General features: G+C 74.2%; 21 protein-coding genes. 3 read left to right on the top strand and 18 right to left on the bottom strand.

Annotated elements, in window-relative coordinates; all coding sequences use genetic code 11:
* Window positions 1-2: 2 nt before the first annotated feature.
* From ACI799_RS11310 to ACI799_RS11340, 7 genes are all read right to left on the bottom strand, one after another.
* A complete protein-coding gene (locus tag ACI799_RS11310) occupies window positions 3-809 on the bottom strand; it encodes a shikimate dehydrogenase (protein WP_456588651.1) in 807 nt (268 codons plus the stop codon).
* Complete coding sequence (gene mltG, locus ACI799_RS11315) at window positions 802-2388, bottom strand: endolytic transglycosylase MltG (RefSeq protein ID WP_456613095.1); 1587 nt, start codon at window positions 2386-2388, stop codon at window positions 802-804. Before mltG ends, ACI799_RS11310 begins: the two co-directional genes overlap by 8 nt.
* A gap of 59 nt (window positions 2389-2447) precedes the next feature.
* On the bottom strand, window positions 2448-3122 hold the full coding sequence (ruvX, locus tag ACI799_RS11320; RefSeq protein ID WP_456597736.1) for a Holliday junction resolvase RuvX: 675 nt from the start codon (window positions 3120-3122) through the stop codon (window positions 2448-2450).
* 6 nt (window positions 3123-3128) lie between these two features.
* A complete protein-coding gene (alaS, locus tag ACI799_RS11325; protein WP_456588648.1) occupies window positions 3129-5813 on the bottom strand; it encodes an alanine--tRNA ligase in 2685 nt (894 codons plus the stop codon).
* 49 nt (window positions 5814-5862) lie between these two features.
* Window positions 5863-6147: a hypothetical protein gene (locus ACI799_RS11330; RefSeq protein ID WP_456588647.1), complete on the bottom strand. Its 285-nt coding sequence runs from the start codon at window positions 6145-6147 to the stop codon at window positions 5863-5865.
* Complete coding sequence (locus tag ACI799_RS11335) at window positions 6147-6572, bottom strand: DUF948 domain-containing protein (RefSeq protein ID WP_456588646.1); 426 nt, start codon at window positions 6570-6572, stop codon at window positions 6147-6149. Before ACI799_RS11335 ends, ACI799_RS11330 begins: the two co-directional genes overlap by 1 nt.
* A 100-nt stretch (window positions 6573-6672) precedes the next feature.
* Complete coding sequence (locus tag ACI799_RS11340; RefSeq protein ID WP_456599352.1) at window positions 6673-8010, bottom strand: replication-associated recombination protein A; 1338 nt, start codon at window positions 8008-8010, stop codon at window positions 6673-6675.
* A 36-nt stretch (window positions 8011-8046) separates the two neighbouring features.
* Here ACI799_RS11340 and ACI799_RS11345 point away from each other — a divergent pair, with 36 nt between their 5' ends.
* Both ACI799_RS11345 and ACI799_RS11350 read left to right on the top strand, forming a co-directional pair.
* Complete coding sequence (locus ACI799_RS11345; protein WP_456613096.1) at window positions 8047-8901, top strand: aldo/keto reductase; 855 nt, start codon at window positions 8047-8049, stop codon at window positions 8899-8901.
* Window positions 8902-9671: 770 nt separating this feature from the next.
* A complete protein-coding gene (locus ACI799_RS11350; protein ID WP_456613097.1) occupies window positions 9672-9875 on the top strand; it encodes a DUF559 domain-containing protein in 204 nt (67 codons plus the stop codon).
* Window positions 9876-9885: 10 nt separating this feature from the next.
* Here the strand turns inward: ACI799_RS11350 and ACI799_RS11355 are convergent, their stop codons facing one another.
* Genes ACI799_RS11355 through ACI799_RS11385 form a run of 7 tightly spaced genes read right to left on the bottom strand, consistent with a single transcriptional unit; the run spans window position 9886 to window position 17138 of the window.
* Entirely contained in the window at window positions 9886-10809 is a 924-nt protein-coding gene (locus tag ACI799_RS11355) for a hypothetical protein (protein WP_456613098.1), read from the bottom strand.
* A 33-nt stretch (window positions 10810-10842) separates the two neighbouring features.
* Window positions 10843-11934 carry a pyridoxal-phosphate-dependent aminotransferase family protein gene (locus ACI799_RS11360; protein ID WP_456613099.1) on the bottom strand — a complete coding sequence of 364 codons (1092 nt, stop codon included), beginning with the start codon at window positions 11932-11934 and terminating at the stop codon, window positions 10843-10845.
* 10 nt (window positions 11935-11944) lie between these two features.
* Window positions 11945-12385, bottom strand: a complete 441-nt coding sequence (locus tag ACI799_RS11365; protein ID WP_456613100.1) for a hypothetical protein — start codon at window positions 12383-12385, stop codon at window positions 11945-11947.
* 6 nt (window positions 12386-12391) lie between these two features.
* Window positions 12392-14167: an aspartate--tRNA ligase gene (gene aspS, locus ACI799_RS11370; RefSeq protein WP_456588639.1), complete on the bottom strand. Its 1776-nt coding sequence runs from the start codon at window positions 14165-14167 to the stop codon at window positions 12392-12394.
* 36 nt (window positions 14168-14203) lie between these two features.
* Window positions 14204-15187: an aldo/keto reductase gene (locus ACI799_RS11375; protein ID WP_456613101.1), complete on the bottom strand. Its 984-nt coding sequence runs from the start codon at window positions 15185-15187 to the stop codon at window positions 14204-14206.
* An 8-nt stretch (window positions 15188-15195) separates the two neighbouring features.
* Window positions 15196-16458: a histidine--tRNA ligase gene (gene hisS, locus ACI799_RS11380; RefSeq protein WP_456613102.1), complete on the bottom strand. Its 1263-nt coding sequence runs from the start codon at window positions 16456-16458 to the stop codon at window positions 15196-15198.
* The gene (locus ACI799_RS11385) at window positions 16455-17138 is read right to left on the bottom strand and encodes an MBL fold metallo-hydrolase (RefSeq protein ID WP_456588636.1); all 684 of its coding nucleotides are present in this window, start codon (window positions 17136-17138) and stop codon (window positions 16455-16457) included. The genes hisS and ACI799_RS11385 overlap by 4 nt, the downstream gene beginning before the upstream one ends.
* Before the next feature lie 146 nt (window positions 17139-17284).
* Here ACI799_RS11385 and ACI799_RS11390 point away from each other — a divergent pair, with 146 nt between their 5' ends.
* Entirely contained in the window at window positions 17285-18124 is an 840-nt protein-coding gene (locus ACI799_RS11390) for a peptidylprolyl isomerase (protein WP_456588635.1), read from the top strand.
* A gap of 148 nt (window positions 18125-18272) precedes the next feature.
* Here the strand turns inward: ACI799_RS11390 and ACI799_RS11395 are convergent, their stop codons facing one another.
* From ACI799_RS11395 to secD, 4 genes are all read right to left on the bottom strand, one after another.
* Window positions 18273-20720: a RelA/SpoT family protein gene (locus tag ACI799_RS11395; RefSeq protein ID WP_456599344.1), complete on the bottom strand. Its 2448-nt coding sequence runs from the start codon at window positions 20718-20720 to the stop codon at window positions 18273-18275.
* A 93-nt stretch (window positions 20721-20813) separates the two neighbouring features.
* Window positions 20814-21365 (bottom strand): adenine phosphoribosyltransferase, encoded by a 552-nt coding sequence (locus ACI799_RS11400; protein ID WP_456613103.1) that lies wholly within the window; start codon window positions 21363-21365, stop codon window positions 20814-20816.
* On the bottom strand, window positions 21362-22705 hold the full coding sequence (gene secF / locus ACI799_RS11405) for a protein translocase subunit SecF (protein ID WP_456613104.1): 1344 nt from the start codon (window positions 22703-22705) through the stop codon (window positions 21362-21364). The genes ACI799_RS11400 and secF overlap by 4 nt, the downstream gene beginning before the upstream one ends.
* On the bottom strand, window positions 22702-24333 hold the full coding sequence (gene secD, locus ACI799_RS11410; protein ID WP_456613105.1) for a protein translocase subunit SecD: 1632 nt from the start codon (window positions 24331-24333) through the stop codon (window positions 22702-22704). The genes secF and secD overlap by 4 nt, the downstream gene beginning before the upstream one ends.
* Window positions 24334-24344 lie beyond the last annotated feature (11 nt).

Genomic DNA, 24344 nt, shown 5'->3' on the forward strand with positions numbered 1-24344 from the left:
GGTCAGCGCGCGTCGAGCGCCGCGCGCATCGCGCCGATGGGGGCCGGCCGGCCGGTCATGAGCTCCACCTGCACGGTGGCCTGCCAGAACAGCACCTCCAGCCCGCTGATCACCGCGCCGCCGGCGGCGGAGACGCGCTCGGCCAGCGGCGTGGGCCAGGGTGCGTAGAGGACGTCGAGCACCGTCTGCCCTCCGCGCCACTCCAACGCGGCGACGGCAGGCTGACCGTCGACCGGAACGGTGCTGACGACGACCGGGGCCTCGACGCGCACCCCGGCCAGGGGGAGCACCCGCGTGGGCACGCCCAGGGTGTCGAGGACCCGCACCACCTCACCGGCGCGGGCGGGCTCGCGCACGACGACGTCGACCCGGTCGGCCCCCAGCGAGGCCAGCGCCACCGCCGCGGCAGCCGCGGTCCCCCCGGCGCCGAGGATCGCGGCGTGCCCCACCTGGTCGACCCCGCCCACCTGCAGGGCGGTGCCCACGCCGGTGACGTCGGTGTTCTCGGCCCGCCAGCCGGCCCCGGTGCGGACCAGGGTGTTCGCGGCGCCCAGCAGCCGCGGGAGCGGCTCCACCTCGTCGGCGACCTCGACCGCGGCCTGCTTGCACGGCATGGTCACCGAGAAGCCGCGCCACTCCTCGCCCAGCCCGGCCAGCAGGTCGGGCAGGTCCCCGGCACCCACGTCGAGCGCGTCGTAGGACCAGTCGGCCAGCCCGAGCGCCGCGTAGGCGGCGCGGTGCAGCAGCGGCGAGAGCGAATGGCCGACCGGCCGCCCGAGGACCGCTGCCCGCTGCGGCCGCTCAGCCACCGCACCCGAGACCGGCGTCGGCACACCGCTGGCGGGCCTGCTGGAACTCGGCGTAGTCGCTGGTGAAGAAGTGCGACCCGTCCTCCGACTCGAGCACGTAGTACAGGAGGTCGCCGCTGCTCGGGGCCAGCGCCGCCTCCAGGCTGGCCTCCCCCGGCGAGCTGATGGGGGTGGGCGGCAGCCCCTGGCGCGTGCGCGTGTTGTACGGGCTGTCGGTCTGGAGATCGGTGACGGTGAGCTCGTTGCCGCTCTTGTCCAGCCCGTAGGCCAGCGTCGCGTCGATGCCGAGCGCGATGCCGGCGTCGAGCCGGTTGTAGATCACCTGGGCGACGTCGGGCCGCTCCTCGTCCAGCCGGGTCTCCGACTGCACCATGGAGGCGACCGTCACGATCTCGCCCGGGGTCCGCCCGAGGGCGGCGGCCCGCTCCTCCAGCCGCAGCCGGGCGGCCGTCTGGTTGAAGGTCTCGACCATGCGCTGCAGCATCTGCTGCGGCGTGGTGCCGGGCTCGAAGTCGTAGGTGGCCGGGAAGAGGTAGCCCTCCAGCTGCCCACCCGCATACGCGGGCAGCGGCAACGCCGCCGGATCGGCCGCCGCCTCCAGCTCCGCGAGCGGTGTGCCGGTCTGCTCCGCGAGCCGGGCGAGGATCTGGTCGACCGTGAACCCCTCGGGCACCGTCACGCGGGAGATCTGCCGGGAGGCCGGGTCCAGCAGCAGCTCCAGTGCGGCCTCGCCGCTCATCTGCTCCCGGAGGGTGTACACACCGGGCTGGATCGAGGTGGCCGCCGGGTTCTCCTGGGCGGCGCTCACGAACGGCCCGGTGGAGGCGATGACGTCGGCGTCGGCCAGGGTGCGGGCGATGTCGGTGAGCGTGTCCCCCTGCTGCACCCGCACGTCCACGCTGCCGCTGCCCGTGCCGGTGTAGTCGCGCGCGGCCGGGTCGAGCATGGAGAACAGCTGCTGGCCGCCGACGACGATGCCGGCGACGATGCCGCCGAGCACCAGGACGACCAGCGCGATCGCCAGCGGGCGGCGGCGCCGGCGCCGCCGGTCCCGGTCGCTGCGCGAGTCGTAGGGCGCGATCGGGATCTCGTCGTCGTGCAGCAGGGCGCCGTCGTCGAGGTGGTCCCCGTCGACCGCGGTGGCCCCGTGGGCGGCGTCGTCGTCCTGCCAGCCCGTCCGGTCGTCGTCGACGTTCGCGCCGATCACGTCCAGCCCGCCGGTCGGGTCGTCCGCCGAGGCGGGGCCGGGTGCGGCCGGCGTCTCGTCCGGGGTGTCGTCGGGTCCGGTGGACAGCCGGGGCGCGGCGACGGTGGCGTCGTCGCCCACGGCGTCCTCGCGCGGCCGCAGCCGACCCCACGCACCGGTCGGCAGCGGCGGCAGCGGGGCGGACGGGTGCTGGGCGCCGTAGCCGTGCCCGTCCCCGTCCCCGTGCCGGGAGGTCATCGGGAACCCCGGCGACGCCCAGCCGGACGCGCCCAGCGGCCCGGTCTGGTCGCCGGCGTGCCGCGGGTACGCGGTGCGGCCCGGCGGGAAGCCGCCGACAGGGGAACCGGAGCCGGTCGGGAACGGGAACGGCATGCCACCGGTCCCGTCGTCGAACGCGTGCCTCCCCCGCGGCGGCCGTCCGCCGGGCGCCGTCACGAGGGCGCCTTCCGGCTGTCCAGGTACTGCTGCAGGATCACCACGGCCGCGGCCTGGTCGATCACCGCCCGCTGGCGACGGCTGTCGATGCCGCCCTCCCGGAGGTGGCTGGCTGCGGTCACGGTCGAGAGCCTCTCGTCGATCAGGTTCACCGGCACGTCCGGGATGCGGTCGGCCAGTTCCTGTGCGTAATCGGCAGCATCCTGCGCGGAGACACCGGCCGCGCCCGACAGGTGCACCGGCTCTCCCACGACCACCTCTGTCACCTCGTGTTCCACCACCAGCGCGGCGAGCCGGTCGAGGTCTGCCTTGTCCTTGGCCCGGCGGAGGGTCTCCAGCGGGCTGGCGAGCGTGCCCGTGGCGTCCGACAGCGCCAGGCCCACCCGGACGGTCCCGACGTCGACGCCGAGGACCCGGCCGCGGGCGCGCGGCGCGCCGGGGCGGCGCGGCGGGATCTTGAGGTGCTGCGGCCAGCCACCGGACAGGTCGATCTCCGTGGTCTCGTGCTTGACCGGCGGGAACCCCTGGGTCAGGTCGATCTCGGTGGTCGGGTGGTGCGTCGGCTGCTCCCCCGTGGCCGGGCGCGGACGCGCCGGCGGGACGGCGGGCAGCTCCCGCCGCCGGCCGCCGACCGGCCCGGTGTCCTCGGGGCTGTGCTCGGATCCGGACACGATGCTCTACCTCCCAGTGACGGCCGCGACCGCCTGCTCGCCGGCCTGCAACGCCGCGGGGATACCCGCGGGATCGGTTCCGCCTCCCTGGGCGACGTCGGACTTGCCGCCACCGCGGCCCCCGACGGGGGCCGAGGCCGCCTTCAGGACGTCGTTGGCCGACAGCCCCTGCGAGACCGCGGCCGGGTTGAGTGCGGCCACCAGAGCTACCTTGCCACCGGACTCCGATGCCAGCAGCACGACGGCCGGCCGGTCGGACCCCAGCCGCCCGCGGACGTCGAGGGCCAGCGTGCGCAGATCGCCGCCGCCGAGGCCGGCCGGGGACCCGGTGACGACGGCGACGCCTCCGACGTCGCGGGCCGAGGCGGCCAGCTCGCCGGCGGCGGCGAGGGTCTGCTGCGCCCGCAGGTCGGCCAGCTCGCGGTCCAGGTCGCGCAGCCGGGCGACCATGCCGCTGACCCGCTCCACCAGGCCGTCCTGCGGCGCCTTGAGGATGTCCGCCAGCTGGCGCACCAGGTCGCGCTCGCGCGCGAGGTACCGGAACCCCTCGAGCCCGACGACGGCCTCGACCCGGCGGGAGCCCGAGCCCACCGACGACTCACCGGTCAGGGCGAGGGTGCCGATCTGCGCGCTCCCCCGCACGTGGGTACCGCCGCAGAGCTCGCGCGACCACGGGCCGCCGATCTCCACGACGCGCACCTGCTCGCCGTAGGTCTCGCCGAACAGCGCCAGGGCGCCGAACGCCTGCGCCTCCGGCAGCGTCATCCACGAGGCGGTGACCGTGTGGTCGGCCCGGACGGCGGCGTTGGCGACGTCCTCGATGTCGGTGCGCTGCTGCTGGGTCAGCGCGCCCTGCCAGGCGAAGTCCAGCCGCAGGTAGCCCGGCCGGTTGTAGGAGCCGGACTGCAGGGCCTGCGGGCCGAGCACCTGCCGCAGCGCCGCGTGCACCACGTGCGTCCCCGAGTGGGCCTGGCAGGCGGACAGGCGCCACTCCCGGTCCACCTCGGCGGTGAGCTCCGCACCACGGGAGAGCTCGCCCTCGAGCACCCGCACCTGGTGGGCGACCAGACCCTTCACCGGGCGCTGGACGTCGATGACCTCGGCCCGGCCGCCGTCCCAGGTGAGGAGTCCGGCGTCGGCCACCTGGCCGCCGGACTCCGCGTAGAACGGCGTCCGGTCCAGCACCACCCGGGTGATCTCCCCGGGGCCGGCCGGCCGCTCGCCCTCGTCGTCGCCCTCGGCCACGATGCCCAGCACCCGCGAGTCGGTGCGCAGCGTCTCGTAGGCCCGCCAGTCGGTGGGCCCGTGCTCGGCCAGCAGCCGGCGGTAGGCCAGGACGTCGACCGAGCCGGTGCGCTTGGCCCGGGCGTCGGCGCGGGCGCGGTCGCGCTGCTCCTTCATCAGGGCCCGGAAGCCCTCCTCGTCGACGGTCACGCCCTGCTCGGCGGCCATCTCCAGGGTGACGTCGATCGGGAAGCCGTAGGTGTCGTGCAGCGAGAACGCCTGCTCGCCGGAGAGGGTCGGGGCGCCGGCCTGCTTGGCCTGCTTGACCGCGGTGTCGAACAGCGCCGTCCCCGACGTGAGGGTGCGGCGGAACGCCTCCTCCTCGGCGTAGGCCACCGACGAGATGCGGGCGAAGTCGGTGTCCAGCTCGGGGTAGCTGGCCTGCATGGCGTCCTTCGACACCGGGAGCAGCTCCGGCAGCGTCGACTCGTCGACGCCCAGCAGCTTCATGGAGCGCACGGCGCGGCGCAGCAGCCGGCGCAGGATGTAGCCGCGCCCCTCGTTGCCCGGGGTCACGCCGTCGCCGATCAGCATCAGCCCGCTGCGCACGTGGTCGGCCACCACCCGCAGCCGGACGTCGGCGTCGACGTCCTTGCCGTAGGTGACCCCGGCGAGGTCGGCGGCCCGGCGCAGCACCGGGGCGACCTCGTCGATCTCGTACATGTTGTCGACGCCCTGCAGCAGGTACGCGACCCGTTCCAGGCCCATCCCGGTGTCGATGTTCTTCTTCGGCAGCTCGCCGACGACCGTGAACTCCTCCTTGCCGCGGACGTCGGTGAGCTCGTACTGCATGAAGACGAGGTTCCAGATCTCCAGGAACCGGTCACCGGCGGTGTCCACCAGCGGGCCGCCGTCGGGACCGAACTGCGGACCGCGGTCGAAGTAGATCTCCGAGCACGGGCCCCCGGGGCCGGCCGCCCCGGTGTGCCAGTAGTTGTCCTTCTTCCCCAGCCGCTGGATCCGCTCGACCGGGAGGCCGGCGATGCGGCGCCAGGCGTCGGCAGCCTCGTCGTCGTCGAGGTAGACGGTCACCCAGATCCGGTCGGGGTCGAAGCCCAGCCCGCCGTCCTCCAGCCGCCCGGTGATCAGCTCCCAGGCGTGCTGGATCGCCCCCTCCTTGAAGTAGTCGCCGAAGGAGAAGTTGCCGTTCATCTGGAAGAACGTGCCGTGGCGGGTCGTCTTGCCCACCTCCTCGATGTCGAGGGTGCGCACGCACTTCTGCACGCTGGTGGCCCGCGGGAACGGCGCGGGTTCGCGGCCGGTCAGGTACGGGATGAACGGCACCATGCCGGCGACGGTGAACAGCAACGACGGGTCGGGGGACACCAGCGAGGCGCTGGGCACGACGGTGTGCCCGCGCTGGGCGAAGTGCTCCAGGAAGCGGCGGCGGATCTCGGCGGTCTGCATCGTCTACTCAGTTCTGCGGGGCCCGCCACGGGTGCGGCGGGCCGGGGGGTCAGAGGTCGGCGGCGTGCGATCCGCGGCGCAGGGCCGCGGCGTCACCTGCGTCGGGCAGGGGCGCGTCCAGGCCGGTGCCGGCACGCAGCTCCAGCTCCCGCTCGCTCATCGCCTCGCGGACGTCGGCGCCGAAGTCGCCGATCGCGTCGGCGAGGTCGCGCAGCCCCTCGGCGATGGAGGCCCCGATCCCCGCCGGTGTCATCTTCTCCGCCGCGGCGGAGAGCTTGCGGACGACGAGCGCCCCGATGGTGATCCCCATGGCGAGCCAGAACAGCCGGCGCATCAGGCGGCCCGCCGGGCGGCCCGGCGCGCGCGGCGCGCCTCCTTGTCGCGACGGGCGGCGTCGGCGATGGCCTGGCCCTCCCGCTTCTTCTTCGCGGCGCTGCGCACGCCGTAGCTGAATGCGGCGACCTTGATCAGCGGGCTGCCCAGGGTGGCGGCGACGACGCTGGTGAGCGCGGCGACGTTGCTGGAGACGTTGGCGGCGTTGCCGGTGATGTCGTCGACCCGCTCCAGGTTGCTGTTCACGTGCGCGACCGTGGTGCTGGCCTGGCCGAGGATCGGCGCGCTCTGCTCGCGGACCTGGCGGATGGTCAGGGTGGTCTCGTCGAGCGTCCGGCCGAGCTTGAGCAGCGGGACGGCCACCAGGACCACCAGCAGCACCAGGGCCCCGGCTGCGATCAGCCCGGCGATCTCTCCTACGGACACGCGTGCTCCTGTTCTGAGGGGAATCGGCGCCGGGAAGCGACGTTCCGGCCACGCCACACTAGTCGCGGGCCCGCCCCGCCGTCCGTCCCCCGCCGGAGCGTCAGCGGGTTCGGCGGAGGATCGCCCGCAGCTTGCCCAGCCGTTCCGCCAGCCGCGCCTCCACGCCGCGGTTGGTCGGGCGGTAGTAGTCCCTGCCCACGAGCGCGTCGGGCGGGTACTGCTGCGGCACGATCCCGTCGGGGTGGTCGTGCGGGTACTGGTAGGTCTTCCCGTGGCCGAGCTTCTTGGCCCCCGCGTAGTGCGCGTCGCGCAGCCCCGGCGGCACCGGGCCGGCCAGGCCCGCGCGGACGTCGGCCACCGACTCGCCCATGGCCACTGTGACCGCGTTGGACTTCGGGGCGGTCGCCAGGTGCACGACGGCCTGGGCCAGCGGGAAGTGCCCCTCGGGCATGCCGATGAACTGCACCGCCTGCATCGCGGCCACCGCGACCTGCAGGGCCGTCGGGTCGGCCATGCCGATGTCCTCGCTGGCGCTGATCACCAGCCTGCGGGCGATGAAGCGCGGATCCTCCCCGGCCTCCACCATGCGGGCCAGGTAGTGCAGCGCGGCGTCCACGTCGCTGCCGCGGATCGACTTGATCAACGCGCTGGCGACGTCGTAGTGCATGTCGCCCTGCCGGTCGTAGCGCACCGCCGCCTGCGCCACCGCCGTCTCCAGGGTGGCGAGGTCGATCTCCGTCGCGCCGACGGCCCGCGCCGCCCCGGCGCCGGACTCCAGCGCGGTGAGCGCCTTGCGCCCGTCGCCGCCGGCGATCCGGACGAGGTGCTCCTGCGCCTCGTCGGTGAGCGTGACCTCCCCGTTCAGCCCGCGCTCGCTGGTGAGCGCGCGGTGCAGCAGCGCGCGGACGTCGTCGTCGGTGAGCGGCTGCAGCGCCAGGACGAGGCTGCGGCTCAGCAGCGGGCTGACCACGGAGAAGAACGGGTTCTCGGTGGTGGCGGCGATGAGGCTGACGATCCGGTCCTCGACCGCGGAGAGCAGGCTGTCCTGCTGGGTCTTGGAGAACCGGTGCACCTCGTCGATGAACAGCACGGTGCGCCGGCCGGCGTAGGTGAGCTCGCGCTTCGCGCTGGAGATGACCGCCCGCACCTCCTTCACCCCCGAGTCGAGGGCCGACAGCTGCACGAACTGGCGCTTGGTGGCCAGCGAGATCACGTGGGCCAGGGTCGTCTTGCCGGTACCGGGCGGGCCGTAGAGCACCAGCGACATCGGCTCGTCGGACTCGACCAGCCGGCGCAGCGGGGCGCGGTCACCCAGGAGGTGCTGCTGCCCGACCACCTCGTCGAGCGCGCGCGGGCGCATCCGCACCGCCAGCGGCGCCCCCGGGTCGACGACCGGCGCGCCGTCCTCCTCGGGAGCGGGGTCGAACAGCGAACTCACGGGTGAGGACGCTACCCGCGGGGCACGACGCTTCCCATGCAGCAGCGACGCATCGGGGACGCGACGGTCAGCGCGATCGGGCTGGGGGCGATGCCCCTGTCCACCAAGCAGGACCGGCCCTCCCGCGAGGAGGCGGTCGGCGTCGTGCGAGCCGCCCTGGACGCCGGCGTGACCCTGATCGACACCGCCGACGCCTACGCCCGCGACGAGGCCGACTTCGGGCACAACGAAGAGCTGGTCGCCGAGGCGCTGCGCTCCATCGGCGGCGGCGACGTCCTGGTGGCGACCAAGGGCGGGCACACCCGCCGCGGCACCGACTGGGAGCTCGACGGGTCGCCGGCCTACCTGCGGCGGGCGTGCGAGGCATCGCTGCGCCGGCTCGGGGTCGACGCCATCGGGCTGTACCAGTTCCACCGGCCCGATCCCGCGACCCCGTGGGAGGAGTCGATGGGGGCGCTGCGACAGCTCGCCGACGACGGGCTGGTGCGGATGGTCGGCATCTCCAACGCCGACGTGGGGCAGATCGACGTCGCCCGGTCGATCGTGGGCGACGCGCTGGTGAGCGTGCAGAACCAGTTCTCGCCGGGCTACCGCTCCTCGCACGGCGAGCTCGAGCACTGCGCGGCGCACGGGCTGGCGTTCCTCCCGTGGAGCCCGTTCGGCGGGGTGAGCGCCGCGGGCTCCCTCGGCTCGTCGGCACCGGCGTTCGCGGAGGTGGCCCGGGAGCTCGGGGTGTCGGTCTACCAGGTGACGCTGGCCTGGCACCTGGCGCAGAGCGAGGCCGTCGTCCCCATCCCGGGCGCGTCCCGGGCGGCGACGATCGTGGATTCCGCGGCCGCCGCCGACCTGGCCCTCTCCCCTGACCAGCTGGCCCGCCTGAACGCCGCCTGACGGGCCGGCCGGCGGTATCCCGACCGCCGAGTGCGCAGTTGCTGCCGCCGACACGCGCCGACACTCCGGCGGCGGCGACAAGGACCACGCACTCGGCGCCGTCCACACGCTGGGCGCCGTCCACGGATGGCGCCGCGACGATCGCGACGGGCGCACCACGCCCGACGCTCCGCCGGTGGACCGGACCGAGCTCTCCCCGGCCTACACCCGGGGCCAGGCGCTGGCCGCCGGGCTGACCCGCGCGCAGCTCCGGGACGACGGCGTGCGGGTGACTCGCGGCGCCTACCTCTCCCGGGCCGTACCGCTGTCGCTCCGAACGGCCTGCGCGGCGGCCCTGCCGGTGCTGCCACCCGACGTGACGTTCTCCCACCGGACCGCTGCCGGCCTGCTCGGCGCACCCGTGCCGCACGAGTGGCCCCTGTCTGTCAGCGTGCCGCCCGGGTCGACACGACCCAGACGGGAGCGCATCCGCACGCACGTACGCCGACTCGAAGCCGCCGACGTGGTGCGGCACCGCGGCATCCCGGTGACCAGCGGCGCCCAGACCTGGCTCGACCTCGTCGCGGCGCTGCCTCCCGGCTCGAGCGGGCCGGTGGCACGCGGGGCATCGTCCTCGCCCGGGAGCTGGCGCCGCTGCTCTCGCCGTTCGCCGCCTCCCGCCCGGAGAGCCTGGTCCGGTATGCGCTGGTCAGCGCCGGACTCCCCCACCCCCGCGTGCAGGTCCCCATCCTCGACCGGGCGGGCCGCGTGGTGGCGCACGCCGACCTCGGGTGGGGCGCTGGAGGGTGGCGCTGGAGTACGAAGGCCGGCAGCACGCCGAGCGCGAGCAGTTCGGCCGCGACATCGACCGGTACTCGCTCATGGCAGCCGGCGGGTGGCTGGTCCTCCGGTTCGCCGGCCGCCACCTGGGCCGCCTGGACACCGTCGTCGACCGTGCAGCCGGCGCACTGCGGAGCCGTGGCGCCCAGTGGTGAGCCCGAGGCGTCAGCCGGGCCGGGCGGAGAGCTCCTGCGGCTGATCGGCCCGCGAGCCCGCCGGCGGTCGCAGCCGCGGGAGGACGACGGCCACCGCCGCCGGTCCCGCGATGGCGGCCAGCCACGGCACCAGGTCCCGGTTCGCCGGCAGCGACGCGAGGCCGAACACATGCCAGGCCGCGTCGAGCGCGTCGGGCAGCGTGGCCGGCAACCCGGCGCCGGGCCGCAGCAGCTGCTCGAGGTAGCTCACCGCGGTCAGGGCCGGGGCGACGAACCACGCGAGGAGCACCACGGCCGGCCACCACGCGAGCCGGGCGACCGGCCGGGCACCCACCACCACCAGGGCCGTTCCGAGCAGCGCGGCACCCAGCCACGACCCGAGGCGCCCCAGGGAGCCCGCACCGCCGACACCGACGAGGGCGAGCACGACCTGCGACACCCACCAGGAGGCGGCACCGGCGAGCACCGCCAGCCCCGGCGCGGCACCGGCGGCACCGAGGGCGGCCGGCGCGCCCAGCGCCCAGCCCGCCGCCGAGACCAGCACGACGACCACGCTCAGGCCTCCGACGACCGCCGGGTCCGTCTCGAACGTGTCCGGCGCGTTCGTCCGGAGCGTCGACGCCGTGCTCACCAGGGCGAGACCGACGGCCAGCGCGATCCCCGCCGCAGTGGCCAGCACCCCGGCCGCACGGCGCTCCGCGGCCCGGGCGAGCAGCCCCGCGGCCACGCCCCCGACCAGGGCCCCCAGCACGAGGGCACCGATCACCGAGGGCACCAGCGGGAGCGCGGTCCGGGCCCCGACCGGCACCATCCGCAGGCCGTCGAGCAACCAGAACAGGTAGCCGCCCACCCACCAGACGGCGGCCGCGAGCGGGACCAGCGCCCACCAGGGCAACCGCCGCCTGGCCCGGTTCGCGGGGACGACCTGGGCCACGGGCACCTCCTGGTTGCGGAACGCCCCGGGACCCTAGCGCCCGAGGACCGCCTTCAGCGCCGACAGCACGAGCGCCACCTTCGCGGGGGCCGCGTTCGGGCCCATCAGGCCGATCCGCCAGACGGTCGAGGCGTACGCGCCCACTCCCCCGCCGATCTCCAGGTCGTAGCGCTCCAGCAGCTCGCGGCGGACGGCGGCCGAGTCCACACCGTCGGGAACCTTCACCGTGGTCAGCTCCGGCAGCCGGGAGCCCTCGGCGGCGAAGAGCTCGAGGCCCATCTCCTGCAGCCCCTCGTGCAGCAGCCGGCCGGCGTCGGCGTGCCGGGCGTGGACGGCGTCCAGCCCCTCGTCGAGGATGCGCCCGAGCCCCGCGTGCAGCGACACGACCATCCCGGTCGGCGCGGTGTGGTGGTACGTGCGGCCACCGGACCCGGCCGCCTCGCCCGCGTACCCGCCGAGCATGCCCAGGTCGAGGTACCAGCTCTGCGGCTTCTCGATCCGCCGCTCCCACGCGCGGTCGTTGATCGTGAACGGCGCGAGCCCCGGCGCGACGCCCAGGCACTTCTGCGACCCGGAGTAGGCGAGGTCCACCCCCCACTCGTCGAGCTGCACCGGGATGCCGCCGAGCGAGGTGACGCAGTCGGCCAGCAGCAGCGCGTCACCCTTGCCGGCAGCCAGCGGCTGGAGGTCGGAGCGCACCCCCGTGGAGGTCTCGGCGTGCACGGCGGCGATGAGCTTCGGCGACGGGTGGGCGGCCAGCACGCGCTCGGCGTCGACCGGCTGCCCCCACTCGTGCTCCACCGCTACCACCTCGGCGCCGCAGCGGGCGGCGACGTCGGTCATCCGCTGGCCGAACAGGCCGTTGACCGCGACGACGACGGCGTCTCCGGGCCCCACGGTGTTGACGAACGCCGCCTCCATGCCCGCCGACCCGGTGGCCGACAGCGGCAGCGTGCGCCGGTTCGCCGTGCCGAACACCTGGCGCAGCCGGTCGGACGTCTCGTCGAGGATCCGCAGGAACTCCGGGTCGAGGTGGCCCAACAGCGGCTGCGCCAGCGCGACCTGCGCCTCCGGGTACGGGTTCGACGGGCCGGGTCCGAGCAGGGTGCGGGCACGCAACGGCATACGGGGCAACCTACCCAGGGTCGGGCCCGGCCACCGGGTCCGGGCCGGCGGGCCGGAGGGTCAGGCGGGGCGGTGGTGCAGCGCCGACCGGGGGCAGGTCATGGTCGCGGCCGTGGATCCGGAGCACCGTCCAGTCGTGCGGGTCCAGACCGGCCGGCGTCTCGATGACGGTGACGTGGGCGGCGAGGTCGGCGCTCATCGCCCCACCGCCGGAGTCGCGCACCGCCACGGACACGGTGAGGCAGCCGCCCTCGACCTCGACGTCGACCGGCACGCCCGGAACGCTGCTGCTCCCCCAGGTGGTGATCGCCAGACCGGCGCCACCGTCGATCCAGACGGCCGGGGCAGCGGTCCGGTCGGGGAACCCGCGCCCGGGACTCGGCGGCGAACCGGCCAGCGGCCGGCGCGCCCCGTCCGGTCGCCCCTCGTCCACCACGACCGGAACCACCACCGGGCCCTACTTCGTCGGGTCGGAGGGCCCCGGCGCCCCGGGCTCACCGGGCAGCGGCGGCTCCTCCGGCTTCGCGTCGATGCCGGCCTCCTTGCGCTGCGCCTCGGTGATCGGCGTCGGCGCGCCGGTCAGGGGGTCGAAACCGGCGCCGGTCTTCGGGAAGGCGATGACCTCGCGGATCGACTCCACCCCCGACAGCAGCGCCGACAGCCGGTCCCACCCCAGCGCGGCACCGGCGTGCGGCGGCGGGCCGTAGGCGAACGCCTCGAGGAAGAACCCGAACCGCTCGCGGGCCTCCTCGCGCGACATCCCCAGGGTCTCGAACACCCGCTCCTGCAGCTCGGCGTCGTGGATACGCACCGACCCGCTCATGACCTCGTTGCCGTTGATCACCATGTCGTAGGCGTCGGACAGCGCCGCGCCCTTGTCCTCGGCGAACCGGTCCCGCCACTCGGGGGTGGGCGAGGTGAAGGGGTGGTGCATGAACGTCCAGTCGCCGTCCTCGGTCTCCTCGAACATCGGGAAGTCGACGACGAACAGGAACGACCAGGTGCCGGGCTCGATCAGGTCGAGGCGCTTGGCGATCTCGTTGCGCGCGGCGCCGAGCAGTTCCTGGGAGGAGCGCCGGGCCCCGGCGGCGAAGAAGACGCAGTCGCCCGGCTTGGCACCGACGGCCTCGACGAGACCCTCGCGCTCGGCGTCGGAGATGTTCTTGGCCACCGGGCCGCCGAGCGTGCCGTCCTCGGCGATCGTCACGTAGGCCAGCCCGCGGGCACCGCGGGACTTGGCCCAGTCCTGCCAGGCGTCGAACGCCCGCCGGGGCTGCGACCCGCCGCCGGGCATCACGACGGCGCCGACGTACGGCGCCTGGAAGACGCGGAACGGCGTGTCGGCGAAGTAGGAGGTCAGCTCGGTCAGCTCGACGCCGAACCGCAGGTCCGGCTTGTCCGAGCCGAACCGGTCCATCGCCTCGCGGTAGGTCATCCGCGGGATCTCGGGGATCTCGTACGACGCCAGCTCCCGCCACAGCGAGCGGACGACGTCCTCGGCGATCGCGAGCACGTCGTCGCGCTCGACGAAGCTCATCTCGAAGTCCAGCTGGGTGAACTCCGGCTGCCGGTCGGCCCGGAAGTCCTCGTCCCGGAAGCAGCGGGCGATCTGGTAGTACCGCTCCAGGCCACCGATCATGAGCAGCTGCTTGAACAGCTGCGGCGACTGCGGCAGCGCGTACCACTTGCCCTGCTGCAGCCGCACCGGCACGAGGAAGTCCCGGGCGCCCTCGGGCGTGGAGCGGGTGAGGTTCGGCGTCTCCACCTCGACGAAACCGTGCTCCGCCATCACGCCGCGGGCGATGCGGCTGATCTCCGAGCGCAGCCGGATCGCCCGCGCCGGGCCCTGACGGCGCAGGTCGAGGTAGCGGTACCGGTAGCGGACGTCGTCGCTGGCGGCCTGGTCGGTCTCGATCGGGAACGGCAGCGGGGCCGACGTCGACAGCACCCGCAGCTCGGAGGTGGCCACCTCGATCTCGCCGGTGGGCAGCTCGGGGTTCTCGTTGCCCTCGGGCCGCCGGCGCACCTCGCCGGTGACGAGCACGCAGTACTCGTTGCGCAGGTGGTGGGCCTCCTCCTCGCGGACGACGACCTGCACGTAGCCGGAGGCGTCGCGCAGGTCGAGGAAGACCACGCCGCCGTGGTCGCGGCGGCGGGCGACCCAGCCGGCGAGGGTGACGGTGGTGCCGGCGTCGGACGCACGCAGCGTTCCGGCGTCGTGGGTGCGGAGCACGTCGGGCCTTTCGGTGGAGCGGAAGGAGGGGGTGGCTTACCAGCGGTCGTGCACGTGGGCGCGGATGCGCTCGTCGTACACCCGCTCGAGGCCGGCGAGCTGGGCGTCCGACAGCGGCGCCATGGTGGCTGCGGCGACGTTGCCGCGCACCTGGGTGACGTTGCGCGCCCCCGGGATGACGGTGGTGACGCCGGGCTGATCGATCACCCAGCGCAGCGCGAAAGCCGCGGTGGGCACGGCGTCGCCGGCGATCTCGGCCACCTCGCGGGCGGCCGCGACACCGACGTCGAAAGGCACGCCGGCGAAGGTCTCGCCCACGTCGAAGGCCTCGCCGTGCCGGTTGAAGTTCCGGTGGTCGTTCTCCGGGAACGTCGTCGACTCGTCGTACTTGCCGCTGAGCAGGCCGCTGGCCAGCGGAACGCGGGCCAGGATGCCCACGCCGGCGTCGGCAGCCGCGGGCAGCAGCTCCTCCAGCGGCTTGCGCCGGAAGATGTTCAGGATGACCTGGATGGTGGCCACCCCCTCGTGCTGCAGCGCGGTGAGACCCTCGGCCACCGTCTCGACCGAGACGCCGTAGGCCGCGATCGAGCCGTCCGCCACGAACCCGTCGAGGGCGTCGTAGACGCGCTGGTCGGAGTAAACGGCGGTCGGCGGGCAGTGCAACTGGACCAGGTCGAGGGTGTCCACGCCCAGGTTCCGGCGCGACCGGTCGATCCACGCGCGCAGGTTCTCGGGCGTGTACTGCTCCGCGGTGAAGGGGTCGGCGCGGCGGCCGGCCTTGGTGGCGACGAACGGCCGGTCGGCCCGGGGCGCGAGCGCCTTGCGGATGCGCTCCTCCGAGCGGCCGTCGCCGTAGACGTCGGCGGTGTCGAGCAGGGTCACCCCGGCGTCGAGCGCGGCGTCGAGGACCTCGGCGGCGGTGTCCTCGTCGACGTCGCCCCAGTCACCGCCGAGCTGCCACGTGCCCAGCCCGATCACGCTGACGTCGGCCCCGGTCTTCCCGAGCGGTCGCTGCTCCATCGAAGAAGTCACCCCTCCACACTCGCACGCACCCGGTCGAACAGCTCACCCACGGGGACGGCGACCTGCTCACCTGTGCGCATGTCCTTGAGCTGGCCCACGCCGTCGGCGAGGTCCCGCTCCCCGATGACGACGACGTGCGAGGCACCCGACCGGTCGGCGGCCTTCATCGCGCCCTTGAGGCCGCGGTCGCCGTAGACCGTGTCGGCCGCGACCCCGGCGGCGCGCAGCTGACCGACCAGCCGCACGGCCACCCGCTTCGCCTCGGCGCCCAGCGGGACCACGAACGCCTGCACGCCCGCGACCGCGCCGACGTCGAGCCCCTCGGCCTGGACGGCCAGCAGGGTGCGGTCCACCCCGACGGCGTAGCCGATGCCGGATACGTCGGGGCCGCCGAGCGCGGCCGAGAGCCCGTCGTAGCGCCCCCCGCCGCCGATGGCCGACTGCGCGCCGAGGCCGTTGTGCACGAACTCGAACGTCGTCTTCGTGTAGTAGTCCAGCCCGCGCACCAGCCGCGGCGCCTCGGTCCAGGTCACGCCGAGGTCGGTGAGGTGCTGGCGGACGGCGTCGTAGTGCGCCTTCGTGGTGTCCGACAGGTGGTCGACCATCAGCGGGGCCTCGTCGAGCTGGGCCTGCACCTCGGGCCGCTTGTCGTCGAGCACCCGCAGCGGGTTGATCGCCGCCCGGCGCCGGGTCTCCTCGTCGAGGTCGAGCTTCGCCAGGTAGGCCACCAGCAGCTCGCGGTACTGCGGCCGGCAGGTGGCGTCCCCCAGCGAGGTCAGCAGCAGCTCGAAGTCGGTGAGCCCGAGGTCGCGGAACCCCTGCACGCCCAGCGCCACCACCTCGGCGTCCAGCGCGGGGTCGTCGACGCCGAGCGCCTCCATGTCCACCTGGGTGAAGTGCCGGTAGCGGCCGGCCTGCGGGCGCTCGTACCGGAACGCCGAGCCGACCGTCCACAGCTTCACCGGCAGTGCGGCGGCGTGCAGCCGGTGCTCGATGAACGCCCGCATGAGCCCGGCGGTCAGCTCGGGGCGCAGGGTCAGCGACCGGCCGCCCCGGTCCTCGAACGTGTACATCTCCTTGGTCACGACGTCGGTGGACTCACCGACCCCGCGGGAGAAGACGGCGGTCTCCTCGAACACCGGCGTCTCGACGTACCCGTAGCCGGCCCGGCGCAGCGGCGCGGTCAGCGCGTCCCGGACGGCGAGGAACCGTGCCGAGTCCGGCGGCAGCGTGTCGAAGGTGCCCTTCGGGGCGGTCAGCCCGCTCACAGCCCGCGCCCCTTCGGCGCCTGCGCGGCCTCGGCCAGGTAGGGGTTGGTCGCCCGCTCCCGACCGATCGTGGTCGCCGGGCCGTGGCCGGGCAGCACCACGGTCTCGTCGTCCAGCGGCAGCACGACGTCGCGCAGCGAGCGCAGCATCGCGTCCCACGAGCCGCCCGGCAGGTCGACGCGGCCCACCGAGCCCGCGAACAGCACGTCCCCGGCCAGCAGCCCGGGCGCCTCACCGAGGTCGAGGGAGAACATCACCGAGCCCTGGGTGTGCCCGGGCGCGTGCCGGACGGTGAGATCCACCCCGGCCAGCGACAGCACCGCGCCGTCGTCCAGCGTGCGGACCTCCGACGGGTCCGGGAGCCGGACCCCCGTGATCAGCGGCGCCAGCTGCGGCCCGTGCCAGCGCACCGGGTCGGAGAGCATCCCGAAGTCGTCGGGGTGCAGGTAGGCGGGGATGTCGTAGCCGTCGCACACCGGCAGCACCGAGAAGGTGTGGTCCAGGTGCCCGTGGGTCAGCACGACCGCGACCGGCTTGAGACCGTCGTCGGCGAGCATGCGGGCCAGGGGCTCGACGGCGTCCATGCCCGGGTCGACGACGACGCACTCCTGGCCCGGCCCGGAGGCGACGGCGTAGCAGTTGGTGCCGAACGCGCCGGCGGGGAACGAGCGGATGAGCACCCGTGCAGGTTACGCGGGGCTCCCCGCCGCACCCGGCGCTGCCAGGGATCGCCCAGCCCCGGCACCTAGACTCGCACCCCGACCAGCGCCGCCGCCCGCCGCACCCGGCCGTGCACCGCGCCCCGTCCGCCGAGGAGTCCGCCCCCGTGCCCACGAACAAGCAGCGCCGGGAAGCCGCGCAGCGCCACCTGCAGCGCCAGCTGGAGCGCCGCACCGAGCAGGCGAAGAAGCGCCGCCGCAACCTGGGGCTGCTGCTCACCGCGATCGCCGTCGTCGCGATCGTGGGCGCCGCGCTGCTCATCACCAACGTGTTCGGCGGGGACGACGAGACCGACGACCTGGCGGCCGACCCGACGACCCCGGCGGCCACCTCGTCAGCGGCGCGCACCACCAACGCCGACGGCACCGTCACCTGCGAGTACCTGCCCGACGAGTCGGGGAACACCAACCTGACCGACGTCGGGACGCCGCCGAACCCGGAGGCCACCCCCACGCAGGGCACCGCCACCCTCCTGATGAGCACGAACCAGGGGGATCTCACCCTCACGCTGGACCGGGCGCAGGCCCCGTGCGCGGCGGCGAGCTTCGTGTACCTGACCGAGCAGGGCTTCTACGACGACACCTCCTGCCACCGGCTGGTGAACGCCGAGACGTTCGGGGTGCTGCAGTGCGGCGACCCGACCGGCACCGGCGCCGGCGGCCCGAGCTACAAGTACGCCGAGGAGGTCACCCCGGACACCACGTACCCGCGGGGCACCGTGGCCATGGCGAAGACCGCCGCGCCCAACAGCACGGGCGGTCAGTTCTTCCTGACCTTCGTCGACACCGAGCTGCCGCCGGAGTACACCGTGGTCGGCTCGATCGACGAGGCGGGGCTGGCCGTGCTCGACGAGGTGGCCGCCGGTGGGGTCCAGGGCGCGGACGGCCCCGGCGACGGCGCGCCGAACATCCCGGTGACGATCGAGGACATGGCCGTCGTCGGCTGAGGCGCGGCGCCGCCGTCGGGCGCCGGCACGTCCTGGCTCACCTGGCAGGGTCCTGGCTCAGCGTCGACAGTGAGCCAGGACCCCGAACGATCAGGTGACCTGATCATCAGGGGACGCCCCGGTCCGGCGGTCGCCGTGCGGGCTGCGGCTACGCGGTGACGCGCTCGACGTCGAAGACGCCGTCCACGTTGCGCACCGTCTGCAGCACCGCGCCCAGGTGCGCCGGGTCCGCCAGCTCGAAGGTGAACCGGCTGATGGCCACGCGGTCGCGGCTGGTCTGCACCGACGCCGAGAGGATGTTGACCCGCTCGTCGGCCAGCGCCTTGGTCACGTCGGAGAGCAGCCGGTGCCGGTCGAGGGCCTCCACCTGGATGGCCACGAGGAACACCGACCCCGGCGACGACGCCCACTCGACCTCGACCAGACGTTCAGGCTTGCTGCGCAGGTCCCCGGCGTTGGTGCAGTCGGTCCGGTGCACGCTCACGCCGCCGCCGCGGGTCACGAACCCAAGGACGTCGTCGCCGGGGACCGGGGTGCAGCACTTGGCGAGCTTGGCCCAGACGTCGGTCATGCCGTGCACGACGATGCCCGGGTCGCCACCGGCCGAGCGGCGCGCCACCGGCCGGCGGGTGGGGATCGCGGTCTCGGCGATGTCCTCGGTCGCGCCCTCGCTGCCGCCGAGCGCGGCCATGAGCTTCTCGACCACGGAGGCCGCGGAGAGCTGGTTCTCCCCCACCGCGGCGTAGAGGGCGGTGACGTCGGCGAACCGCAGGTCCTTGGCCAGCGTCGACAGCGCCTCGCCGCCGAGCAGCCGCTGCAGCGGTAGCCCGGCCTTGCGCATCGCGCGGGTCAGCGACTCCTTGCCGGCGTCGACGGCGTCCTCGCGGCGCTCCTTGGTGAACCACTGGCGGATCTTGGTACGGGCGCGGGAGGAGCCGACGAAGGTCAGCCAGTCCTTCGAGGGGCCGGCCGTGGGCGACTTCGAGGTGAAGATCTCGACGACGTCGCCGTTGCTGAGCTTGCTGTCGAGCGACACGAGCGAGCCGTTCACGCGGGCGCCGATGGTGCGGTAGCCGACCTCGGTGTGCACCGCGAAGGCGAAGTCGACGGGCGTGGAGTCCCCGGGCAGGCTCACCACGTCGCCCTTGGGCGTGAAGACGAAGACCTCCTGCGGCCCCAGGTCGTAGCGCAGGGTCTCGAGGAACTCCCCCGGCTCCTGGGCCTCCCGCTGCCAGTCCAGCAGCTGGCGCAGCCACAGCATGTCGTCGGGCGAGCCGGCCTTGGGCGGCGCACCGCTCTCCCCCGCGGCCGGCTTGCCCCCGGCGCGGGCCTTCTCCTTGTACTTCCAGTGCGCCGCGATGCCGTACTCGGCGGTGCGGTGCATGTCGTGGGTGCGGATCTGCAGCTCGACCGGCTTGCCCTGCGGCCCGATGACGGTCGTGTGCAGCGACTGGTACATGTTGAACTTCGGCATCGCCACGAAGTCCTTGAAGCGGCCCGGCACCGGCTGCCAGTGGGCGTGCATGATGCCGAGCGCGGCGTAGCAGTCGCGCACCGAGTCGACCAGGATGCGGATGCCGACGAGGTCCCAGATGTCGGTGAAGTCCCGGCCGCGGACGATCATCTTCTGGTAGATCGAGTAGTAGTGCTTCGGCCGCCCGGTGACGACCGCGTCGATCTTGGCCGCCTTCAGCTGCTCGGTCACCGACGCGGCGACCTCGGCCAGGTAGGTGTCGCGGGAGGGGGCCCGCTCCGCCACCAGCCGCACGATCTCGTCGTAGCGCTTGGGGTAGAGCGTGGCGAACGCGAGGTCCTCCAGCTCCCACTTGATCGTGTTCATGCCCAGCCGGTGGGCCAGCGGGGCGAGGATCTCGAGCGTCTCGCGCGCCTTCTTCTCCTGCTTCTCGGGCGGGAGGAAGCGCAGCGTGCGCATGTTGTGCAGCCGGTCGGCCAGCTTGATGACCAGCACCCGCGGGTCGCGGGACATCGCCACGATCATCTTGCGGATCGTCTCGGCCTGGGCGGCGTCACCCAGCTTCACCTTGTCGATCTTGGTGACCCCGTCGACCAGGTGGGCGACCTCCGAGCCGAAGTCGGTGGTGATCGTCTCCAGGGTGACGCCGGTGTCCTCGACCGTGTCGTGCAGCAGCGCCGCGATCAGGGTGGTCGTGTCCATCCCGAGGCCGGCGAGGATGGTGGCGACGGCGAGCGGGTGGGTGATGTAGGGGTCGCCGCTCTTGCGCTTCTGGCTGCTGTGCGCGGTCTCGGCGACGTCGTAGGCGCGTTGCAGCAGCGCCAGGTCGGCCTTGGGGTGGCTCTGCCGGTGCAGCGACGCCAGTGGCTCGAGCACGGGGCGCACCAGGCCGCTGCGCTGCCCGGCGACGATCCGCCGGGCGAGGCGGTCGCGCACCCGCCGGCGGGGGGTGCCGAGGTCGGCGTCGGGCGGGTCGGCGCCGACGTCGTCGGGACGGCGGACCGCGGGCCGCTCGGGCAGCGGGCTGCGGACCGGCGCCTCACCCACTGCATCGGCGACGGCCCCACCGGAGACCGCACCGGGCCGCGCCACAGCCGCGTCGGCGGCTACTTCGGAGGCCACGGGCGACTCCTGCGGCTGGCAGAGGGGGGACCCCCACCATGCTAGCCGGACCGCGCCCGCCGCCGCCCGGGCGGCGAGCGGGTTCTCCCTCGGTCAGGTGGTCCAGAGTGCGTGCACCGGGTGCGGTGCCAGTAGGGCCCGCCCTCCGAGGGCGTCCAGCTCGACGACCACCGAGATCGCCGCCACGACGCCGCCGAGCTGCTCGACCAGCGCCACGGCGGCGCCGAGCGTGCCGCCGGTGGCGAGCACGTCGTCGACGAGCAGCACCCGCTGACCGGGGCGGACCGAGTCCGCGTGCAGCTCCAGCGTCGCCGTCCCGTACTCCAGGGTGTAGTCGGCGGACACCCGCTCGCGCGGCAGCTTGCCCGCCTTGCGGATGGGCACCACGCCGACCCCGGCGTCGAGCGCCACCGCCGCGGCCAGCAGGAACCCGCGCGCCTCCACCCCGGCGACGACGTCGAACGGCCGCGGACCGGACCCGTGCGGCGCCGCCAGCTCGTCGACCATGCGCCGGAAGGCGGGCCCGTCGGCGAAGACCGGGGTCAGGTCGCGGAAGACGATGCCCGGTTCCGGGTGGTCGGGGACGTCGACGGTGAGGGAGGCGATGAGCTCGTCGAGCGGCTGCACGACCGGGGCCGCGCTCACCGGCGCCGCTTGCCCGACGGCCGGCTGGAACCGGGGCGCTGCGGGCGGGCACCCGGCCGCGGGGCGGCGCTGGCGCCCCGCGGCGCGTCCGGCCGCACCGACGGCGGCGACTCGACGACGACGTCGGCGGTGACGGCACCGGGCAGCTCGGAGGCCGCGGCCGCGCCGGTGCTCCGGCGCCGGCGGGCACTGGCCACGGGGCCGGCTGGGACGGCGACGCCGTCGGCCCGCGCGGCCGAGGAGCGCCTGGCCAGCACCCGCCGGCGCAGCGCCTGCTGGGCCGGCTCGCGCTCCTTGAGGTCGGCGACGATCGGCGTGGCGAGCACGATCGACGAGTAGGTACCGGCGGCCAGGCCCACGAAGAGCACGAGGGCCAGGTCCTTGAGGGTGCCCACGCCGAGCAGGCCGGCACCCACGAAGAGCAGTCCGGCGACCGGGAGCAGCGCGATGACCGAGGTGTTGATCGACCGCATCAACGTCTGGTTGACGGCGAGGTTGGCCGCCTCGCCCCAGGTCATGCGGGCGCTGCGCTCCAGGTCGCGGGTGTTCTCGTCGACCTTGTCGAACACGACGACGGTGTCGTACAGGGAGAAGCCGAGGATCGTGAGGAAGCCGATGACCGTCGACGGCGTGACCTCGAAGCCGACCAGGGCGTACACCCCGGCGGTGACGACGATGTCGTGCACGAGCGCGGCCATGGCGCCGACGGCCATCTTCGGCTGGAAGCGCACGGCGAGGAAGAGCACGACGGCGACGAGGAAGACCGCCAGCGCCACGAGCGCCTGGTCGGTGATGTCCTGGCCCCACTCCGCGCTGACCGACTCCGGGCTGACCTGCTGCGGGGCGATGCCGACGGCCTCGGCCATCTCCTCCACCACGGCGCGCTCGGTCTCGTTGTCCAGCTGCGAGGTGCGGATGAGCAGCGTGTTGCCGCCGACGACCTGGGCGGAGGCGACACTGGCGCCGGCGTCCTCCGCCGCGGCACGCGCCTGCTGCAGCTGCTGCTCGGTGCCGGGCAGCCGGAAGCTGTTGCCGCCCTCGAAGTCGATGCCGAAGTTGAACCCGCGGAAGACCATCGAGAGCAGGCACAGCAGCACCACGACCGCGGTGATCCGGTAGATCAGGCGGCTGCGACCGACGACGTCCAGGCCGGCCTCGCCGTTGTAGAGCCGGTGGGCCAGTCCGCCGCGTCCGCCGCGTCCGCCGGGCGCGGCCGGGGTGGCGGCGTCGTCGTCGCTGCCCGGGTCCTGGGGGAGCCCGGCGTCGGCGAGCGCCTCCTCGCCGGTGCTCACCGGCGGCTGCTCGGAGGTCGGCTCGGCCGGGTCCGTCGGGCGGGTCATGAGGTGCTCCTGTCCTGCCGGCCGCCGACCGCGGCGGTGGCACCGACGAGTTCCCGCGCCGGTGCGGCGGGGCCCGTGCGACGGGTGTGCTCCACCCGGCCGAGGCCCGAGAACCGGTTCTTGCCGAAGTTCTTGAACCGGGAGAGCACGGCCATGAGCGGGTGGGTGAAGAGGAAGACGACGACGAGGTCGAGCACCGTCGACATGCCGAGGGTGAAGGCGAAGCCCTTCACGTCGCCGATGGCGAGCAGGTACAGGATCGCCGCGGCCAGGAAGCTGACCGCGTCCGCGGACAGGATGGTGCGCCGCGCCCGGACCCAGGCCCGGGGAACCGCCGACCGCAGCGACCGGCCCTCCCGGATCTCGTCCTTGAGCCGCTCGAAGTACACGACGAAGGAGTCGGCGGTGATGCCGATCGAGACGATGAACCCGGCGATGCCGGCGAGGCTGAGGGTGAAGCCGATCTCCCGCCCCAGCAGGATCAGGCAGGCGTAGACCACCACCGCCGAGAGGATCAGGCTGGCGATCATCACGAGGCCGAGCAGGCGGTAGTAGACCAGCGCGTACACGAAGACCAGCGCGATGCCGAGGGCGCCCGCGATGAGGCCTGCCTCCAGCTGCTCCTCGCCGAGCTCGGTGGAGATCGACTGGGCGGTGGCCTGGGTGAAGGTCAGCGGCAGGGCGCCGTACCGGAGCTGGTTGGCCAGCTCGGTGGCCGACTCCTGGTCGAAGCTGCCCTGGATCGTGGTCTGGCCGTTGATGGCGCCCTGGATGGTGGGTGCGGAGACGACCCGGCCGTCCAGGGTGAAGGCCACGTTCGACCCCACGTTGGCCGCGGTGTAGTTGGCCCACGTCTCCCGCCCGCCGGACCGGAAGTCGAGCAGGACGATCCAGCTGCCGTCGGTCGGGTGGGTGGCGGCGTTGGCGTCGTCGATCTCGGTGCCCTCGATGATCGTGGGGCCGAGCAGGTACTTGACGGTGCCGTCCTGGCTGCACGCGGCCACGAAGTCCTCGGGCCGGGTCACCTCGCCCAGCAGCTCCTCCGCGTCGCAGGTCAGCGTCGCGAACTCGGCGGCGGCCTCCTCCTGCGTGACGGCGGGGGCGTCCGGGTCGGGCAGCGTGGGGTCGGCGACGGCGCCGTCGCCGGTCGCCGGGTCCTCCGCCGCGTCGCCGGTGTCCTCCGCGGCGCTCCCGTCGGCCGTCTCCCCCTCGATCGCCTCGGCGTCGGTGCCGGGCTCCTCCTCGGCGGGGCCGGCGGGGGCCACCTCCAACACGGGCCGGAAGCGCAGCTGCGCCGTGGCACCGAGCTCCCGGGCCTGTTCGCCGTCGTCCCCGGGCACCGAGATGATGATGTTGGAGTCGCCCTCGGTGACCACCGAGGCCTCGGCGACGCCGAGGCCGTTCACCCGCTGCTCGATGATCCGGCGGGCCAGCTCCAGGTCCTCCTGGGCCGGCGCTTGGCCGTCGGGGGTGCGAGCGGTCAGGGTCACCGTCGTGCCGCCGCGCAGGTCGAGGCCGAGCTGCGGCGTCCGGGTGTCCCCGGTGAAGAAGACCAGCCCGTAGAGCAGGGCGACGATCAGCACGAACGCGCCGAAGTAGCGCCCCGCGGGGAGGGTGCGGTTGGCCACGGAGGTCCCCC

The organism is Blastococcus sp. SYSU DS0753 (assembly GCF_054051175.1).

Bases quoted from the DNA above. Each gene is read 5' to 3' on its own strand.
- secF (WP_456613104.1), bottom strand. From the start codon at position 22,705: ATGACCCGCCCGACGGACCCGGCCGAGCCGACCTCCGAGCAGCCGCCG.
- ACI799_RS11345 (WP_456613096.1), top strand. From the start codon at position 8,047: ATGCAGCAGCGACGCATCGGGGACGCGACGGTCAGCGCGATCGGGCTG.
- mltG (WP_456613095.1), bottom strand. From the start codon at position 2,388: ATGCCGTTCCCGTTCCCGACCGGCTCCGGTTCCCCTGTCGGCGGCTTC.
- ACI799_RS11330 (WP_456588647.1), bottom strand. From the start codon at position 6,147: ATGCGCCGGCTGTTCTGGCTCGCCATGGGGATCACCATCGGGGCGCTC.
- ACI799_RS11375 (WP_456613101.1), bottom strand. From the start codon at position 15,187: ATGGAGCAGCGACCGCTCGGGAAGACCGGGGCCGACGTCAGCGTGATC.
- ACI799_RS11360 (WP_456613099.1), bottom strand. From the start codon at position 11,934: ATGCCGTTGCGTGCCCGCACCCTGCTCGGACCCGGCCCGTCGAACCCG.
- alaS (WP_456588648.1), bottom strand. From the start codon at position 5,813: ATGCAGACCGCCGAGATCCGCCGCCGCTTCCTGGAGCACTTCGCCCAG.